Below are 17,878 nucleotides of genomic sequence, written 5' to 3'. Positions count from 1 at the left end.
AGTGACGATTTAATCATTTGAGCCATAGCATGATGCTGGCGAGTTTGACGAAGCCGAGGAAGTTGGCGGCGAGCTTGTCATATCTTGTAGCGATGCGACGCCATTGCTTGAGCTTGGCGAAGAAGCCCTCGATGCCCCAACGCTGTTTGTAGGCGATGCGATCGTAGCGGTGCTGATATTTGCGATGGCGGCGGGGCGGTATGACCGGCTCGCCGCCTTGTTCGTAGATGAGATCGTGCAGACGATCGGCGTCATAGGCGCGGTCGGCCAGAACCTTCTGCGCCGGGATGCCACGGATGAGGTCGCAGGCAGGCGCCATGTCGTTCTGCTGGCCGGGGCCGAGGATGAAGCGGATCGGCAGGCCAAGCGCATCTACTACGGCGTGGATTTTGGTGCCGAACCCACCTCTCGATCGCCCGAGAGCCTGGGCTTGAACGCCCCCCTTTTTACGCGCGCTCCGGCCGCCTGGGCCTGGGCGCGGATCACGGTCGCATCGATCGCCAGCCACTCAATGTCTGGATCATCCGACACGGCTTCGAATATCCGGTCGATCACCCCTTGCTCGACCCAGCGATAGTAGCGCCGCTTCGCCGTCTGATAGGGACCAAAACGCTCGGGCAGGTCGCGCCATCGTCCCCCCGAACGCGCAAGCCAGAGCAGCGCGTCGAGGAACCGTCGGCCGTCGCTGCGCGGGCTACGTTTGCCCTTACGCCCACCCGGCACAAACTCGCGCAGCCGCTCCCACTGATCGTCCCGAAGTGCATCGCCTTCCACACCAGCCTCCAAAAGCCAGTGTTGAATCAGAAATCGTCGCCGCCGTGAATCCCTAAAATGTCACTACGGCCTAGTGAATGTTTCCGCTTGCTCACCCGATCGGCAGATCGAGCACCAGCTGGCGCACGAACCGCGCGGGTGGCGAGCCGTGCGAGAGCACCGCGTCGTTGTAGCGCTTGAGCGTGAAGCTGGCGCCCCAGCGCCGCTTCGCCTCGGCGCGCATCTCCATATGCTCCTCATAGCCCGAGAAATAGCTCAGCAGCTGGGTCGAGGAGAGCTGCGCGCGGACCCATTTGCCGGAGGCCTCGCGCTCCTGCTGGAAAGCGCCCTTGGTCATCAACTCCATGGCCGCCTCCCGGCTCATCCCCTCGGTATGGATACCGATGTCGAGCAAGGTATTGGTGATCGAGCGCAGGCGCATCTTGAGCACGGTCAGCTTGAACAGCGGATCGCCGTTCATATAACCCGCGTCCGCCATCATGCCCTCGGCATAGACAGCCCAGCCTTCCACGAACGGCCCGGAGCTGAGCACCGCGCGAAGCATCGACTTGTCCTGATTGCTGTGATCGATCTGGAGCCAGTGGCCCGGCATCGCCTCGTGGATGCTGAGATCGTGGATCATATAGTCGTTATATTCGCGCAGGAACGAGGTCGCCTGCTCGTCGCTCCACCCGTCGGGGATGGGCGAGATGGCGTAGAATGTGTCCTGTCCCTTGTCCAAGGGACCGGGGGAATCGCAGTAGGCCACCGCCACGCCCTGCTGGAACTTGGGCATAGTGATGATCTGCACGCGCGCGGCGGGGAGCGAGATGAGATCCTTGGCGCGGACGAATTCCGTGGCGGAAGCGAGCGTGGCCTTGGCCTTGTCCATGACGCCGTCGCGGTTCGGACGTTGCGCATAGCTCAGCTCCAGCGCCGCTTCGATCGCGGCCATGCGCTGGGCCTGCGTCGGCTGGGCGGGCAGAGGCGGCGCGCCCGGCTTTCCGGCAAGCACCTGCTGCGCGAGCGCATACATTTCCGCCCGCGCGTCGGTCGCGGCTTTCTCGGCCTTCGCCTTGAGCTCGGTGCGGTTCATCGTCGACATGAGCGCGAAGCGCATCTTCTGATCGTAAAGCCTGGTGCCGAGCCGGAAATCGCCCTTCGCCGCCGGGGCGAGCGTCTTGTCGAGCCAGACCTGCTGGTCGGCGACGGCGCTCTTGAGCTTCGCCAGCGCTGCATCGAACCGCGCCTTGTCCGCCGGTGCCAGTTCATCCGCATGCGGCGCGAGCATACTTTCGGCAATGTCGACGATGCCGCTGTTCTGCCGCGAGACAGTGGTCGCGTAGATTTCCGGCACCTTTGCTGCGATCAGTCGCTTGCGGCTTTCCAGCAGGAAGGCTGGAAGGGCCTCCATGCGCGCGGTCGCGGCCTTCAGGCGCTGCGGCCAGGGCGCGAAGTCGCGCGCCGCGAGCGTGTAGAGCGCACTCCCCGCCACGTCGTTGTAGCTCTGCGCATTCCACGACCAGCTCTTGAGCACCTCGATGTCCCAGAGATCATATTCGAGCGCATTCTTGAGCAACAACGCATCGACCTGATTGTCGCGGCTCAGCGCCTTGATGTCGATCTTCGCGAGATCGGCCAGCATCTTCCTGTCGAACGCAACCTGCGCCGCGCGACCCGCCGCGCTGATGTCCGGCAGCTTGTCGTCGAACCGGTGATCGCCGAGCTGAGTGCCGTAGACCGGCGAAAGGCGCGCGACATTGTCGATATAGGCGGCCGAAAGTGCGGAGAAGGCAGCATCCGCATTGGCCGGCTGGGCGGCCGTGGCTGTGAAGGACGGCGCGAGGATCGGCAAAGCGGGGACGGCAAGCATCGCTAGGGGCATCAGCAGAGCGGAACGGCGCATGAGGAACTCCTTCTGTTGCCGCGAGAAGTAGACGCCAACGAGGCGAGCGGCAATTGCTGCTCAGGAGAGAGGCATTGCGCGATCATGTCTGGCCGCCGCATGGCTTGTCTCTGCCGGAAATCCGCCAAATCCGCACTTGCCTCTAGGCCACTGAGTCGCCAGTGCAGGTTCACGAAAACGCGACTCGTTCTTAGGAGACAGACGGATGGAGCAGTTCAGCAAGACCCTCAAAGGCATCAAGGATCGCGGCGCCGCCCAGCTGTTCATCGACGGCGAATGGCGCGCGAGCAGCGGCAGCAATGAGCTGACCGTTGTCACGCCGCATAATGAAGAGACTGTCCTCACCTATTTCGAGCCGACGATCGCTGACGTGGACACGGCCGTGGCCGCCGCGCGCAAGGCGTTCGACACCGGCCCGTGGCCGCGCATGTCGCCCCCCGAGCGCGGCGTCTACCTCAAGAAGGTTTCGGACATTCTGCTGGCCCGCATGCCGGAGCTGGCCGAAGCCTGGACCGGCCAGGTCGGCGCGACCATCGGCTTCACCAGCAAGGCCAGCTATCAGGTGCCCGGCCTGTTCAAATTCTATGGCGAGCAGTGCGAGACCTATGAGTTCGTCGAGGAGCGGATCGGCTCCATGGGCGGCAATCGCGTGCGCGTGGTCAAGGAGCCGGTCGGCGTCGTCGCGGCGGTGACGCCCTGGAACGCGCCGATGGTGCTACTGGTCTACAAGGTCGCGGCGGCGCTCGCGGCAGGCTGCACCATGGTCTGCAAGCCGTCCCCCGAAACTCCGATCGACGCGCATATCCTCGCCGAGGCGATCGCGGAGGCGGGAATCCCGGCGGGCGTGTTCAACATGCTGCCGGCCGGCCGTGAGGTTGGCGATCATCTCGTGCGCCATGCCGGCATCGACAAGATCAGCTTCACCGGCTCGACGGCCGCAGGCAAGCACATTGCCGGCGTCGCCTCGGAGCGTCTGGCGCGCGTCTCGCTGGAGCTCGGCGGCAAGTCGGCGGCAATGATCCTCGACGATGCGGACATGGATCATGTGCTCAAGAGCCTCGTGCCCTATTCCATGCCGATCACCGGCCAGGTCTGCTTCTCGCTGACCCGCGTGCTGGTGCCCAAGAGCCGCAAGGCCGAGATCATCGACGCTTATACGAGCGCCGTCTCGAAGGTGAAGGTGGGCGATCCCTTCCAGGCCGACACCGGCATCGGCCCGCTGGCGATGCAGCGCCAGCTCGATCGCGTGCAGGGCTATATCGAGAAGGGCAAGGCCGAGGGGGCCACGCTGGCGTTGGGCGGCGGCCGCCCGAGCGGCCTCAACAGCGGCTTCTTCATCGAGCCGACCGTGTTCACGGACGTCGACCCGAACATGACGATCTTCAAGGAAGAGATTTTCGGTCCGGTCGTCTCGTTCGTCGATTACGACAATGAGGCGGACATGATCGCCAAGGCCAATGACACGGTCTATGGCCTTCACGGCGCGATCTACACGCAGGATGCGGAGCGCGGCTTTGCCGTCTCGCGCGAGTATCGGGCCGGTTCGGTGACGATCAACGGCATGATGGTCGATATCCACATGCCGTTCGGCGGCTTCAAGCAGTCCGGCCTCGGACGTGATGGCGGCATCGAGGGTCTGGAGAACTACACCGAGACGAAGGCGGTCTATTTCGCCTGATCCGGAAAGGAATTTGCAAGAAGGCGCTCGGGAGCGATCCCGGGCGCCTTTTTGATCGAAATCGGTGCGGGAGAGGACCCGCCCGCAATAAACTTGCGCCATTTGGCCAAACAGGGGAATACAATCGCAAATCCCCTGTTTCCGCTTGATCTTCCGCCAAAAACCACCAGATTTCTCGCATGAACGGCGCCCTCATGGCTGCGTCACGACCAATATCAGGAGCAGGATGATGGCTACCCTTTCCGAGCGCGCGGATGCGCTCGAACATGAAATGAGCATGGAGCTGGAGCGGCGCGTTGCCGAGCGGCGGCCCATTCGCTCGGCCTTCGCGGTGTCGGGCATTTACGATCCTGCCTCGCCGCGGCACGACCTGTTCGATGCGCTGGCGGACGGGAAGAAATTCCTCATGGGTCCGGATCCGCGCATTCCGGCGATGCCGGAGAAGCCGACCTTGATGGATTTCTTCCGTATGCGCTTCGGCAATACGCAGCATGTGATGCAGAGCGCCCGGCTCGCGCTCAGGAACGGGCATGACGAGAAGATCGTGCTCGCCTGCCTGCTGCACGACATCAGCGTCACCGGCTTCATCGGCGGCGATCACGGCTATTGGGGCGCGATGCTGGTCGAGCCCTATGTCGATGAGGAAGTGAGCTGGGCGATCCGCGCGCATCAGGTGCTGCGCTTCTTCCCGGACCCGTCCGTGGGCTATGAATATCCCGAGGCGTACATCAAATATTTCGGCCCCGACTTCACGCCCGAGCCCTATGTCCATGAGGCCTATGCCATGCTCAAGGACCATAAATATTACATGACCGGCCGGCTCATCTGCCTGAACGACTATTATGCGTTTGATCCCGAGGTGCGGGTCGAGCTGGAGGAGTTCGAGGACATTATCGGCCGCAATTTCAAGCAGCCGGAGCAGGGCCTCGGCTTCGACCATAGCCCCGTCGCGCATATGTGGCGATCGATCAGCATGCCGACGCGCGCTCTGTAAACAGAATCCGTTCGCCCTGCGTCGCGACCGGAACGCTGTCATGAGGCAGCGTATCGGCTGCGCATAGGTCGAGCGACCGACAAAGGGGGAAGAATGGCGACGAAGTTCGTCTGGCCGAAGCCGGACCGGTTCACCTTGATGCTGATCGGGACCGTCTTGCTGGCGACATTCCTGCCGGCGCGGGGCGGCTTCGTGTCGGTCGTGGATGTGATCGGTCGCGCCTCGATCATCCTGCTCTTCTTCCTGCACGGCGCCAATCTTTCGACCGAGGCGGTCAAGGATGCGCTCGGCCAGTGGAAGCTCCAGCTGCTGATCCTCGCCAGCACCTTCCTGTTGTTCCCGCTGATCGGCCTCGGCCTTGGTCCGCTGCGCGGCCATGCGATCGATGCGAACCTCTATACCGGCCTGCTGTTCCTCTGTTGCCTGCCCTCGACCGTGCAGTCCTCGATCGCGCTGACCTCGATCGCACGGGGCAATGTGCCCGCCGCGATCTGCGCGGCCTCGGCCTCGAACCTCGCCGGCATCGTCCTGACGCCGCTGCTGACCGGGCTCCTGCTCGCCAATCAGAGCGCGATCAGCTTCGATGCGGTCTGGTCGATCGTCAGCACGATCCTGCTGCCCTTCGCGGCGGGGCAACTGCTCCACAAGCGCATCGGCGGCTGGCTCAAGGCGCGCAAGCCGATGTTCAGCGTGGTGGATCGCGGATCGGTGCTGATCATGGTCTATGCGGCCTTCGGCAAGGCAGTCGTGAACGGCATCTGGCAGACCGTCTCGGCGGTCGATCTGCTGATCCTTGTCTTGTTCTGCCTCGGCTTGCTGGCGATCGTGGTCGTCGCGGTGCGCGGCGCGGCGCGCGTAGCGAAGCTCTCGCAGCCCGACGAGGCGGCGCTGGTCTTCTGCGGATCGGTCAAGTCGCTCATCACCGGCGTGCCCATGGCGAGCGTGCTGTTTCCGGCCGCCGCTGTCGGCGCGATCGTCCTGCCACTGATGATGTATCATCAGATCCAGCTGATCGCCTGCGCCTTCCTGGCGCGCCGCTACGAGCGTCGTGCGATCGCAACCGAACAACCCGGCGTCTGACAGCGATCGCTTTCCGAACGCCGATAGACAGAGTCAATGACGCCGCCTATGGATGCTTAGCAAGATAGCTAATTAGCAGGAGTGGGCGACATGCGGCGATCGACGAAGCAGGCGGTGGCAGCAGTTTTCCTGGCATCCACCATGCCCGCTCTCGCGCAAACCCCCACGGCAATCACGCTCTCGGGCGAGCGCCTCCACCCGGAAAGCGTCAGCATTTCATCGGATGGCCATGCCTATGTCGGCGGCATGCAGGGCGGCGTGCAACGCATTTCGCTCAAGACCCGCAAGGTCGACCAGTTCGTGAAATCGGGCGATTTCGCCAGCGGCTCCATCTTCGGCGTGCTGGCTGATACAGTGAACGGCGTGCTCTGGGCCTGCAGCAATCCCGATACGCCGATGAGCGCGAAGATCGCCGGTGCCGATCCCACGAGCGTGCTCAAGGGCTTCGATCTCAAGACGGGGAAGGGGCGCTACAGTCTTCCGCTGCCGGGCAACAAGCCGATGTGCAACGACATGGCGGTTGCCAGGGACGGCACGCTGTATGTCACGGACACGACCAATTCCCATATCCTGCGGTTCAGGAAGGGCGCGACGACGCTGGAAGACTGGCATCATGACACGGCCTATGCGACCGGAACCGGTTCCGGCCTCGACGGCATCGCACTCGGCGGAGACGGCCATCTCTACGTCAACAACTGGCAGTCCAACATCATGGCGCGTGTCGAGGTGAAGCCGGACGGGAGCGCGGGCAAGACGACCTTGCTGACCCCCTCACAGCCAATCACCGCGCCGGACGGACTGCGCGCGATCGGCGGGCTGCGCTTCGTCCAGGCGGAATCGCGCGGCAAGGTGACGATCGTCACCGTCGAGGGCGACAAGGCGCAGGTCGAGATCGTGAAGGAGGGCCTGTCCTCACCAACCAGCGCCGATCTGCATGACGGCACGATCTGGTATGTCGAGGCCGAGTTCTCCTATTTCTTCGACCCGACGAAGCGCGACAAGACCCCGCCGCCGTTCAAGCTCACGCCGATCGCGGCGCCGGCCGCGCCGCACGCCCACCATCATTGATCTTCTGACAAGGACCAGCCCAATGTCCAGGACCCTCCCCATGCTCGCGCTCACCGGCGCCGTAGCCTTGTTCGGCGGCGCGATCGCCATCACCCAGCCTTTCGGCGGCACGGCCCGCGCGCAGGACGACGCGACCTGCGCCAATGACGAGACCGGCCTCAGCCTGCCGCCCGGCTTTTGCGCGACGATCTTCGCGGACAATATCGGCCACGCCCGGCACATGGTCGTGGGCGCCGACGGCACGCTCTACGTCAACACCTGGATGAGCCGCTATTTCCGCACGCCCGCGCCGGCCGGCGGCTTCATCGTCGCGCTGCGCGACACGAATGGCGACGGCAAGGCCGACCAGGCCGATCGTTTCGGCACCACGCCGCGCGAGGACGGCACGGGCGGCGGCACCGGCATCGCCATCTGGAAGGACGGCCTGTTCGTGCAGGTGGACGACAAGATCGTGCGCTATGCGATGAAGGCGGGCCAGGCGATCCCGACCGGCGAACCGACCGTCATCGTGGACGGCATGCCGATGAATGGCGATCACATGATGAAGGCCATCGCTATCGACAAGGCGGGCAATCTTTTCGTCAACAGCGGCTCGCCCTCCAATGTGTGCGAAAAGGCCAATCGCCAGCCCGGTTCGATGGGCAAGGATCCGTGCGACGAACTTGTGCTGCAGGGCGGTATCTGGAAATACAGCGCAGCGAAGACCAACCAGCGTTTTTCGGCCAGGGAGCGCTTCGCCAGCGGCATCCGCAATACCGGCGGCATTGCCTTCGATGCAGGCGGACGCCTGTTCGCCGTGCAGCATGGGCGCGATCAGCTTTCGCAGAGCTGGCCCGCGCTCTACACGACGCAGCAGGGCGTCGATCTCCCCGCCGAGGAACTGCTCCAGGTCAACAAGGGCGACAGCTTCGGCTGGCCCTATTGCTACTATGACGGCGCGCAGGGGAAGCTCGTGCTCGCGCCGGAATATGGCGGCGACGGCGGCAAGGCGATCGGTCGCTGCGCCACAGCCAAGGGCCCGGTCGCGACCTTCGGCGCGCACTTCGCCCCGACCGGCCTTGCGCACTATGCCGGCGGCCAGTTCCCTGCGGTCTACAAGGGCGGCATGTTCATCGCTTTCCACGGCTCATGGAACCGCGCTCCGATGCCGCAGGAAGGCTTCAACATCACGTTCCAGCCGCTCGCCAACGGCAAGGCCAGCGGCCCGGCGATCCTTTTCGCAGACGGCTTTACCGGCCCCGGCAAGGCGACCGGCGGCGCGACCAACCGCCCGACCGGCGTCATCGCGGGACCGGATGGCGCGCTTTACGTTTCGGACGACGTCCAGGGCCGTATCTGGAAGATCACCTACAAGGGCGCTTCCAATGCCGCGCTGACGGCGGCCAGGCCCGTGGTGTACGCGCAAGCTGCGGCGAATGCGGGCGGCGCGACGCCGCTTCCGGAAGGCTTCACGTCCGAACAGGTCGCGCTCGGCAGCCGCATCTATCGCGGTCTGGAACGCTCCGGCACTTGCCAGGGCTGCCATGGCCCGGACGGCACCGGTTCGACGCTCGGCCCGGCACTCACTGGCGACAAATGGCTGTGGACGGACGGCTCGGTCGCCTCGCTCGCCAAGGTGATCCACGAAGGCGTCGTGACGCCCAAGCAGTACCCGACCGGCATGCCGGCCAATGGCGGCTCCGAGCTGAGCAATGCCGACGTGCAGGCAGTCGCGGCTTACGTCTGGACCTTGAGCCAGAAGAAATGAATTACTTAGCCCCTCCTCTTCAGAGGAGGGGTTGGGGTGGTGCTACACGGTTCCGCTTATTCGCTGCGCGAGCGATGCTGGTGCATCGCCACCACCCCCAAACCCCTCCTCAAGAGGAGGGGCTAGCAATGGGCAATCAGTGCGTGATCGTCCGCGCCAATGCGCGCCACTGGCCCGGCGTTGCCTCGAAGCGGCGCTTGAAGGCACGGGCAAAATGCGCCGGGTCTTCGAAGCCGTTGGCGAACGCCACTTGCGAGATCGACGTGTTGGCCCAGCGCTGGTCGCGCAGGTCGTCGGCCGCGCGCTGCAGGCGGCGGCTCCAGATTTGCCCGGTGATCGAGAGACCCAACGCATCGCGCATCAGCTGATCGAGCCGGCGACGGCTGATATGCTGGGCCTGCGCGATATGCTCGGCGGTGAGGCCCGGGACCGACAGGTTGAGCTCGATATAGTCGAGCGCCTTCTGCACGCGCCAGTGCATGTTCTCCAGCTCGACCGCGAGACCGGAGGTCGCGCCGAGCAGATGGATGATGGCGTTGAGCGCGGCCTGCCGCTGAGAGTCGCGCAGCTCGCGGGCGACATGCAGCAGGTGGAGCAGCGTGTGCGAGAGCAGCTGCGTTCCCGGATCGCGCCCGGGGATGAGCGTCGCGACGAGATGCTCCATGTCCGGGAAGCGGCTCATCACCAGCGAGCGCGGCATGCGCAGCAGCAGCAGCTGGCTCGCCTCCACGCCGATCAGGCGGAAGGGATGGCGCTCGTCGATGAAGCAGATGTCGCCCTTGTTGAGCTCGCAATGGCGCTGGCGCTGGCGGGCGATCGTCGCGCCCTCGGCCTGCAGCATCAGGGTGAGGAACTGGCTGTTCTCACTGTCGAGCCGCGGCACGTAGCTGACTTCGGCTGGCGCCGATGAAATGGCGAAGATCGAGCCCTGGCCGACGCGGCTTTGCTGGATCGATCCGATGGTGGGATTGGCCTCGATCGCCTGCACGGAAAGGCCCGGAAATACGGCGGTAGCGGTACCAGTCCAGACATCGGCACGCTTCGCACTATCGACACCGCTCAGGTCGACAACGGGCGAAAGCCCTTCAAGATAAACCGTTTCCATCTCCGACAACTCGGCGCACTACATCGGTCAAAGCGGTACCGGTGTCAAAGGGATAAGAATTTTCCTGTCGCCGGGGCCGCGGAGCGATCTGTTTTCGCACGTCCCAGGCGACCGCATCCTGAAGGGTGAGGGATTAGGAGGGGGCTTTCCATGCCTGTCCAGCGCGGCCGCCGGTGAGGGCGCTCGCGCAATCCGCTCTCCCCAGGGCGACACGAGAACATGCGGCGTGGCCGTATCGGGGAGAGGTTTATGACCAGGACAACAATCAACGCCCATGCGGTGCGGCGCAGCCGGCTTTTTGCCGGCGCCGCGGCCATGGCCCTTGCCATGATCGCCACGCCCGCCTTCGCGCAGGAACCGCAGGCGGCCGAGGAAGACAGTGGCGACGATATCGTCGTGACGGCCCAGATGCGCGAGCAGAATCTGCAGGACATCCCGCTCGCCATCACCGCGGTCAGCGGCGCCCAGCTCGAGGCGCGCAGCCAGACCAGGCTGACCGACATCGCGGCGCAGGCGCCCAACGTCATCCTGCAGCAGAATCCCGCCGGCTCCGGCAACTCGATGCGTGCCTATATTCGCGGCGTCGGCCAGGCGGACCAGAGCCCCTCGGTCGAACCGGGCGTCGGCATCTATATCGACGACATCTATTTCGGCACGGTCACGGCCTCGGCCTTCGACCTGAGCGATCTCGACCGCGTCGAGGTGTTGCGCGGCCCGCAAGGCACGCTGGCGGGCATGAACTCGCAGGGCGGCGCCATCAAGCTCTACTCGAAGAAGCCGGAGGGCGAGGGTGGCTTCGTCGAGGTCAGCCTCGGCAGCCTCAACCGCCGCGACATCAAGGCGAGCGCCGACTTTACCGTCGTCCCGGACGCCCTTTATGCGCGCATCACCGGCGTCACGCGCAATCGCGACGGCTATGTCACGCGCTACGATTATGCCTGCATCAACCCGACCGATCCGGACGTGGTCGCCGGCCGCCTGCCGCGCCTCGCGGCCGTGGGCAATGACTGCAAGCTGGGCGAACTGGGCGACCAGAAGATGTACGCGATCCGCGGCTCGCTCCGCTTGGCGCCCACCGGCAGCCCGCTCGAGATCAACGTCTCGGCGGACTATACCAAGGACACGTCATCCACGCAGGCCTCGGTGCTGATCGCAAGCGCCGAGTCCGCATCGAAGGGGACGGCAGCCCCGGTCAACCGGTCGGGTTTCAGCGTCCCCTATCAGGGGGTCGCCTATGACGACCGCTTCGTGCCTTATGGCCAGTATCGCCGGGCCAACGCCGTCCTTAACGACGGCTATGCGAGCTATGCGAACTTTTACGATCCCGGCGTGATGTATGCTGCGGCCGGTCCGCAGCCCGCCGGTGCGCCGCCCAGCGCAATTCCCGCAGGCGCGAAGCTCGGGCCGTTCATCGCGCCCTCGGCGAACCAGGTCGATGGCTGGGGCGTCTCGGCTATCGTCGATTATGAGCTGAGCCCCAATCTCTCGCTCAAGTCGATCACCGGCTACCGCAAGTATTTCAGCCAGAGCGGTTCGGACAACGACAATTCGCCGGTCGTCTTCATCCAGGACAATTCGAAGTTCACGCATCGCCAGTTCAGCCAGGAGCTGCGCCTGTCGGCCAATCTGATCGACGATAGCGTGCATGTCACGGTCGGCGGCTATTATTATGATGCGGACACCCGCTATGATGCGCGCATCCACACGCCGTTCTCGGGCTTCTGCGCTGCCGCCACGCCGTGCTTCTCGTTCATCAATGACGATACCTCGTCGCTCACCAGCTATGCGGGCTTCGGCAATGTCGCGTGGGACGTCACGGAGGCGCTGACCGTCGAGGGCGGCATCCGCGTGACACATGAGAAGAAGGATTATCTGTTCGGCCGCTTCAACCCGAACGGGATTGGCGAGTATCTGCCGCTCAGCAATCCGCAGAACCCGCTGTCGGGCCAGGTCGGCACCTATGAGGAGACGATCACCGACTGGCGCCTGGCCGCATCCTATAAGGTGACGCCGGACATCATGGTCTATGCACAGGCGGCGACGGGCTTCAAGGGCGGCGGCATCTCGCCACGCCCCTACAGCTTCTACCAGATCCGCCCGTTCGGTGCGGAGAAGCTGAAGTCCTATGAAGTCGGCTTCAAGGCTGACTTTCTCGATCGCAAGGTCCGCCTGAACGTCACCGGTTTCTACATGGACTATATCGGCTATCAGGGTGTGCCGCAGGTTTGCATCGGCCTCGACAACCAGCCGCTTCACCCGGACAGGGGCGGCGTCTCCGGCCTGTGCGGCCAGTATCTGAACATCGGTGACGCCGAGGTGAAGGGCTTCGAGCTCGAGACCTTCATCAAGCCGGTGCCGGGCTTGCAGATCGACGGTTCCTGGTCGCTCACGGACTTCAAGTTCACCTCGATCAACTATCCGACGACGTCGATCGTGGTGGGCGCCAGCCGCCCGGGCATCGGCAAGTGGAAGTGGAGCTATGGCATTCAGTATGAGGCCGATCTCGGTTTCGGCACGCTGACGCCGCGCGTCGATATCAACAACACGCCGGGCTATTGCGGCGATTTCCTCTGCTCGCCCAATGCGAAGGTCGAGAAGTACACGATCGTCAACGCCCGCCTGACCTTCCAGACGATCGACAAGGACTGGAAAGTCTCGCTTGAGGCGACGAACCTGTTCGAGAAATACTATTATCTCAACAAGTTCCAGAACGCCTTTTACACCACGGGCCAGCCGGGCCGTCCGCGCGAGATCGCGGTTTCGGTCAACCGCAGGTTCTGACGGACGCAGAAGGGCCGTTTCGAGATCGGGACGGTGGGGTCTGGCCAAAGGGTCAGGCTCCACCGTCCTGCTTCTTGTCGGCGTGCGTAAATTCCCTCTTCCGCCGCGAGAAGGAAAAGCCGGTCGCACCATGTCCCAAAAGGACAATGCCGACCCCGTTGCCAATCCCGTCATCCACCGGCTAGGGCCGCATCCATGGTCGCCCGCAATATCATCAACGCCATCCTGCTTTCGGGATGCGTGGTCCTCGCCTCATCGCCTCTTCATGCGCAGGAGGCAGACGCCTCCGATATCGTGGTGCTTGGGCGGGGCCTCGATCTTCCGCCGGGCACGCCCGCTTACGGCTCGGTCCGCATCACCAAGGAGCGGCTGAGTGAGGACGCCTCGGGCACGGTCGAGCATGCGCTTGCCGACGTCGCCGGCTTCCAGCAGTTCCGCCGGTCGGATAGCCGCTCGGCCAATCCTTCCGCGCAGGGCGTCACCTTGCGAGCATTGGGCGGCAACGCGACCAGCAGGGCGCTCGTCCTGCTCGATGGCGTGCCGCTCGCCGATCCCTTCTTCGGCTCCATCCCCTTCACGACCTTGCCGATCGACACGATCGGCGCGGCGCGCATCACGCGCGGCGGCGGGGCAGGGGCCTTCGGCGCCGGCACTGTCGCGGGCACGATAGAGCTGTTTACCGCCGATCGCGGCCAACTCCCGCCCTATAGCGCGAGCGGCTTCTACGGCACGGCCAATGCCGTCCAGCTCAACGGCTCCTTCTCGCCCGATGTCGGCGCGGGCTATGTCTCGTTCTCCGGCAGCTTCGCGCGGGGCGATGGCTTCTGGACCACGCCCGAGGCCCAGCGCGGCCCGGCCGATTCCCGCGCGCGCTACCGGAGTTGGTCGGCCACGGCGCAGGGCGTCGCGCCTGTCGGCGAGACGGGCGAAATCCAGGGACGTATCGCGCTCTTCCAGGACGAGCGGACCTTGCGCTTCAAGGGGGCCGACAATGGCCAGGAAGGGCAGGATGCGAGCCTCCGCTTCCTGTCGCGCGGAGACTGGCAGATCGAGGCCTTGGCCTATGTCCAGCTGCGCAATTTCAACAATATCGTGATCAGCGCGACCAGCTTCCGCCCGACGCTCAACCAGCGCAACACGCCTTCAACCGGCCTTGGCGGCAAGCTCGAGCTGCGTCCGCCGGTCGGCAGCGATCATCTGCTGCGCGTCGGCGTCGACACCCGTTTCGCGACCGCCGACATGTACGAGGAGGCGATGAACGCCACGACCGGCGCCGTGACTTTCCGGCGCGACGCGACCGGCCGCCAGATGACCACCGGCCTCTATGTGGAGGACGACTGGACGCTCGGCAATGTCGTGCTGACCGCCGGCGCACGCGCGGACTATTGGAGCATCTCGCGCGGCCGCTTCACCGAGCGCAACGCGACGACCGGCGCCGTCACCACCACGCTCCATCCCGAGCGTGACGACTGGGAAGGCAGCGTGCGCGCGGGCCTGCTCTGGCGCGCTTCGGATAGGGTCGCTCTGCGCGCCGCCGGTTATACGAGCTTCCGCCTGCCGACGATCAACGAGCTTTATCGCGGCTTCGCGATCTTCCCCGTGGTGACGCAGGCCAATGCCGGCCTCGCGCCCGAGCGCCTGAAGGGCGGCGAAGCGGGCTTCGATCTGACTCCGACGGAGGGCGTTCGCTTCTCGGCCACCGCCTTCTACAATCGCCTCGACAACGCCATCGCCAATGTGACCATCGGCACCAATCTGCGCCAGCGCCGCAATGTCGATGCGGTCGTCGCCAAGGGGCTCGAACTGACCGGATCGGTGGATGTCGGCACGTTCGATCTGTCCGCCTCTTATGCCTTCGCTGACAGTCAGGTCGAGGCGAGCGGGCAGGGCGCCGCGCTCAACGGCAAGCGCCCCGCGCAAAGCCCGCGCCACAGCGCCAGCGCCACCCTCGGCTGGCGCGCCCCGGGCAACGCACGCCTCGCCGTCACTGCGCGCTATGTCGCCGCGCAGTTCGAGGACGATCTGCAAGTCGATCGCATGCCCGGCGTCACCACGATCGACGGCTTCGCGCGCCTGCCGATCACGCACAGGATCGCCGTCATCGGCCGCGTCGAGAACCTGTTCGACGTGACCGTCCTCACTCGCAAGGTCAGCACCAGCGTTGACCTCGGCACGCCGCAGACCTTCTGGATCGGACTCCAGATCGGCGGATAAGCTGCCCTAGACAAGCAAAACCAGTACTCCTGCGAAGGCAGGAGCCCAGGGCGGCCAAGCTAGTCGTCTCAGAAAAGCAGACTGTTCGGATGACGACATTAGCCGACCTTCTCCCCTTGCGGGAGAAGGATACGAAGCCTTGGTGCCGTGAGGCACTTAGGCGCAGTTGGATGAGGGGAATGCGGATCGGAGATCCGCGCGATCCAGCGGATCGCTCACCCCTCACCCCTCACCCAGCTCCGACTAGGCAGCACGCTGCCAAGTCTGCGCAACCCTCTCCCGCAAGGGGAGAGGGATTCAAGTATGTCCGCTCCCCACCCCAAACCAGCCACTACAAGCTTGCGCATCTTCTTCGGAAAGCGGACGTCGCGCTGGTCAGATCCGACAGCGAGAACCCAAAGCGCGATCCGGTCTGTCCTACATCCCGTCACCTATGGCACGAAGAACTGACAGGCCAAGTCTGCCAGCTCTTTCAAATGTCCAGATCATCCAGCGTCGGCCCGATCGGCCGCGCCTCGACGCCTGCTTTCTCAACTCACCATGGTTCACACGAGGGACGTTGGTGAAGTTAAGAGCATCAAGTCTCTGAAAAGAAGAGAATAGGATCAAACGGAAAACTGACCCTGTCCTGCCCTTCCGTTCATTTTGGCGCGCTGCGAGACACCGAAGGAGCGCGGTTCGTGCATGAAAGCGTTGTTGCGGGGCATCGGAGCACCGAATTTACAACAAAGGCCCGCACGGTACGCACCGCGCCGCTGCGTGCAGCTGAGTCGGGCAAGGTAAGCCCCTCCCGCGCGGGGAGGGGCGATAAAGCTCAGGCGGCCTTGGCGGCCGCGGCGCCGCGACGCTCGAGCACATTCGCGACCGAGAGCACGGCCTGCACCGATGCGGTCGCGATGTCCTCATCGAGGCCGACGCCGAACACCGTTTGCCCGTCGTCGGTCTTGCATTCGACATAGGCGGCGGCGTGGACGTCGCGGCCGGTGCCGATGGCATGTTCGCTATAGTCGACGACATCGAGGCCGATGCCGAGCTCCTCGCGCAGGGCCGCCAGCACCGACGAGATGAGCCCATTGCCGCGCCCGGAAATGCTGCGCTCCTCGCCGTTATGCGAGATCTTGCCGGTGAACACGCGGCTGCCGGCCGGACCACTCTCGAAATAGTCGACCAGCGCATAAGGCTGAGGACCGGCGAGGCAATAATGCTGCTCGAAGGCATCCCAGATGTCGCTGGCGTGCAGCTCGCGGCTGGTCTTGTCGGCGAGATCCTGCACGACCTTGGAGAAGTCGGCCTGCATCCGCTTGGGCAGTTTCAGCCCCTTGTCCTGTTGCAGTACCCAGGCGACGCCGCCCTTGCCGGATTGCGAGTTGACGCGGATCACCGCCTCATAGGAGCAGCCGATATCCGCCGGATCGATCGGCAGATAGGGCACGTCCCACATCTCGTCGTTGCGTTGTTCCTGCGCAGCAAAACCCTTCTTGATGGCGTCCTGATGCGAGCCGGAGAAGGCCGTGAACACGAGGTCGCCCGCATAGGGGTGGCGCGGGTGGACGGGCAGCTGATTGCAGTAGGTCACCGTCTGCACGATCTCCTCCAGGTTGGAGAAGTCGAGCTGCGGATTGACGCCCTGCGTGTAGAGATTGAGGCCCAGGGTCACCAGATCGACATTGCCGGTGCGCTCGCCATTGCCGAACAGGCAGCCCTCGACGCGGTCGGCGCCAGCCATCAGGCCGAGTTCCGAAGCAGCCACGCCAGTGCCCCGGTCGTTGTGCGTGTGGAGCGAGATCACCACCGAGTCCCGGTTGCGGATATGCCGGCCGAACCACTCGATCTGGTCGGCGTATATGTTGGGGGTAGCTGCTTCCACTGTGGCAGGCAGGTTGAAGATGATCGGCTTCTCCGGCGTCGGCTGGAGAATGTCCATCACCGCCTCGCAGCACTCGACGCTGAAATCGAGCTCGGCCGTCGAGAAGGTCTCGGGGCTGTACTCGAAATGCCAATCCGTGTTCGGCTGCTTGGCGGCCTCGTCACGGATGATCTTCGCGGCGTCGATCGCGATCTGCTTGATCTGCGAGCGCTCCATGTTGAACACGATGCGCCGCCAGGCCGGCGAGACGGCATTATAGACATGCACGATCGCCTTGGGCGCGCCGCGCAGACTCTCGAAGCTGCGCTCGATGAGGTCGCGCCGCGCCTGCGTCAGCACCTGGACGATCACGTCGTCGGGGATGCGGCCGGACTGGACGAGGCCCGAGATGAAATCGAACTCGGTGGCGCCCGCGGCGGGGAAGCCGACCTCGATTTCCTTGAGGCCGATGCGGACCAGCATCTCGAAGAAGCGCGTCTTCTTCTCGGTGTCCATCGGGTCGATCAGCGCCTGATTGCCGTCGCGCATATCGGTGGAGAGCCAGCGCGGCGCATGGGTGATCGTGCGGTTGGGCCATTGCCGGTCCGGCAGGTCGACCTGCGGGAATGGCCGGTACTTTCGGGAAGGATCGCTCAGCATCATGGGTTCGATATTTCGTCGTTCACCGGAAAGCCGCGGTCAGGCT

The 17,878-nt window shown here is 64.4% G+C and carries 11 protein-coding genes; 7 read left to right on the top strand and 4 right to left on the bottom strand.

What is annotated here, in order from left to right:
• Positions 1 to 13: 13 nt before the first annotated feature.
• Both KM135_RS05100 and KM135_RS05095 read right to left on the bottom strand, forming a co-directional pair.
• A protein-coding gene (locus KM135_RS05100) for an IS5 family transposase (protein ID WP_221712885.1) occupies positions 14 to 774 on the bottom strand; the annotation gives its coding sequence in 2 pieces (ribosomal slippage) (positions 14 to 453 and positions 453 to 774; 762 coding nt in all).
• 91 nt (positions 775 to 865) lie between these two features.
• On the bottom strand, positions 866 to 2,659 hold the full coding sequence (locus KM135_RS05095) for a DUF885 domain-containing protein (protein ID WP_221712884.1): 1,794 nt from the start codon (positions 2,657 to 2,659) through the stop codon (positions 866 to 868).
• Positions 2,660 to 2,864: 205 nt separating this feature from the next.
• Here KM135_RS05095 and KM135_RS05090 point away from each other — a divergent pair, with 205 nt between their 5' ends.
• From KM135_RS05090 to KM135_RS05070, 5 genes are all read left to right on the top strand, one after another.
• Positions 2,865 to 4,337, top strand: coding sequence for an aldehyde dehydrogenase (locus KM135_RS05090; protein ID WP_221712883.1), 1,473 nt, complete (start codon positions 2,865 to 2,867; stop codon positions 4,335 to 4,337).
• Positions 4,338 to 4,563: 226 nt separating this feature from the next.
• Entirely contained in the window at positions 4,564 to 5,331 is a 768-nt protein-coding gene (locus tag KM135_RS05085; protein WP_246605748.1) for a hypothetical protein, read from the top strand.
• Positions 5,332 to 5,424: 93 nt separating this feature from the next.
• Entirely contained in the window at positions 5,425 to 6,411 is a 987-nt protein-coding gene (locus KM135_RS05080) for a bile acid:sodium symporter family protein (protein ID WP_221712882.1), read from the top strand.
• Between the two features lie 90 nt (positions 6,412 to 6,501).
• Positions 6,502 to 7,479: an SMP-30/gluconolactonase/LRE family protein gene (locus KM135_RS05075; RefSeq protein ID WP_221712881.1), complete on the top strand. Its 978-nt coding sequence runs from the start codon at positions 6,502 to 6,504 to the stop codon at positions 7,477 to 7,479.
• 22 nt (positions 7,480 to 7,501) lie between these two features.
• Positions 7,502 to 9,226, top strand: coding sequence for a PQQ-dependent sugar dehydrogenase (locus KM135_RS05070; RefSeq protein ID WP_221712880.1), 1,725 nt, complete (start codon positions 7,502 to 7,504; stop codon positions 9,224 to 9,226).
• Between the two features lie 136 nt (positions 9,227 to 9,362).
• On the opposite strand, the gene KM135_RS05065 is transcribed toward KM135_RS05070, so the two are convergent.
• The gene (locus tag KM135_RS05065; RefSeq protein WP_221712879.1) at positions 9,363 to 10,331 is read right to left on the bottom strand and encodes a helix-turn-helix domain-containing protein; all 969 of its coding nucleotides are present in this window, start codon (positions 10,329 to 10,331) and stop codon (positions 9,363 to 9,365) included.
• A gap of 249 nt (positions 10,332 to 10,580) precedes the next feature.
• Here KM135_RS05065 and KM135_RS05060 point away from each other — a divergent pair, with 249 nt between their 5' ends.
• The gene (locus KM135_RS05060; protein WP_221712878.1) at positions 10,581 to 13,112 is read left to right on the top strand and encodes a TonB-dependent receptor; all 2,532 of its coding nucleotides are present in this window, start codon (positions 10,581 to 10,583) and stop codon (positions 13,110 to 13,112) included.
• A gap of 195 nt (positions 13,113 to 13,307) precedes the next feature.
• Entirely contained in the window at positions 13,308 to 15,326 is a 2,019-nt protein-coding gene (locus KM135_RS05055) for a TonB-dependent receptor (protein ID WP_221712877.1), read from the top strand.
• An 814-nt stretch (positions 15,327 to 16,140) separates the two neighbouring features.
• Here KM135_RS05055 and leuA read toward each other — a convergent pair.
• Positions 16,141 to 17,835: a 2-isopropylmalate synthase gene (gene leuA / locus KM135_RS05050; RefSeq protein WP_221712876.1), complete on the bottom strand. Its 1,695-nt coding sequence runs from the start codon at positions 17,833 to 17,835 to the stop codon at positions 16,141 to 16,143.
• Positions 17,836 to 17,878 lie beyond the last annotated feature (43 nt).

Origin of the sequence: Sphingobium xanthum (assembly GCF_019737615.1) — a bacterium.
In the GTDB taxonomy this organism is placed as follows: Bacteria; Pseudomonadota; Alphaproteobacteria; order Sphingomonadales; family Sphingomonadaceae; genus Sphingobium; species Sphingobium xanthum.
This window is presented reverse-complemented; position numbering and strand designations above follow the sequence as displayed.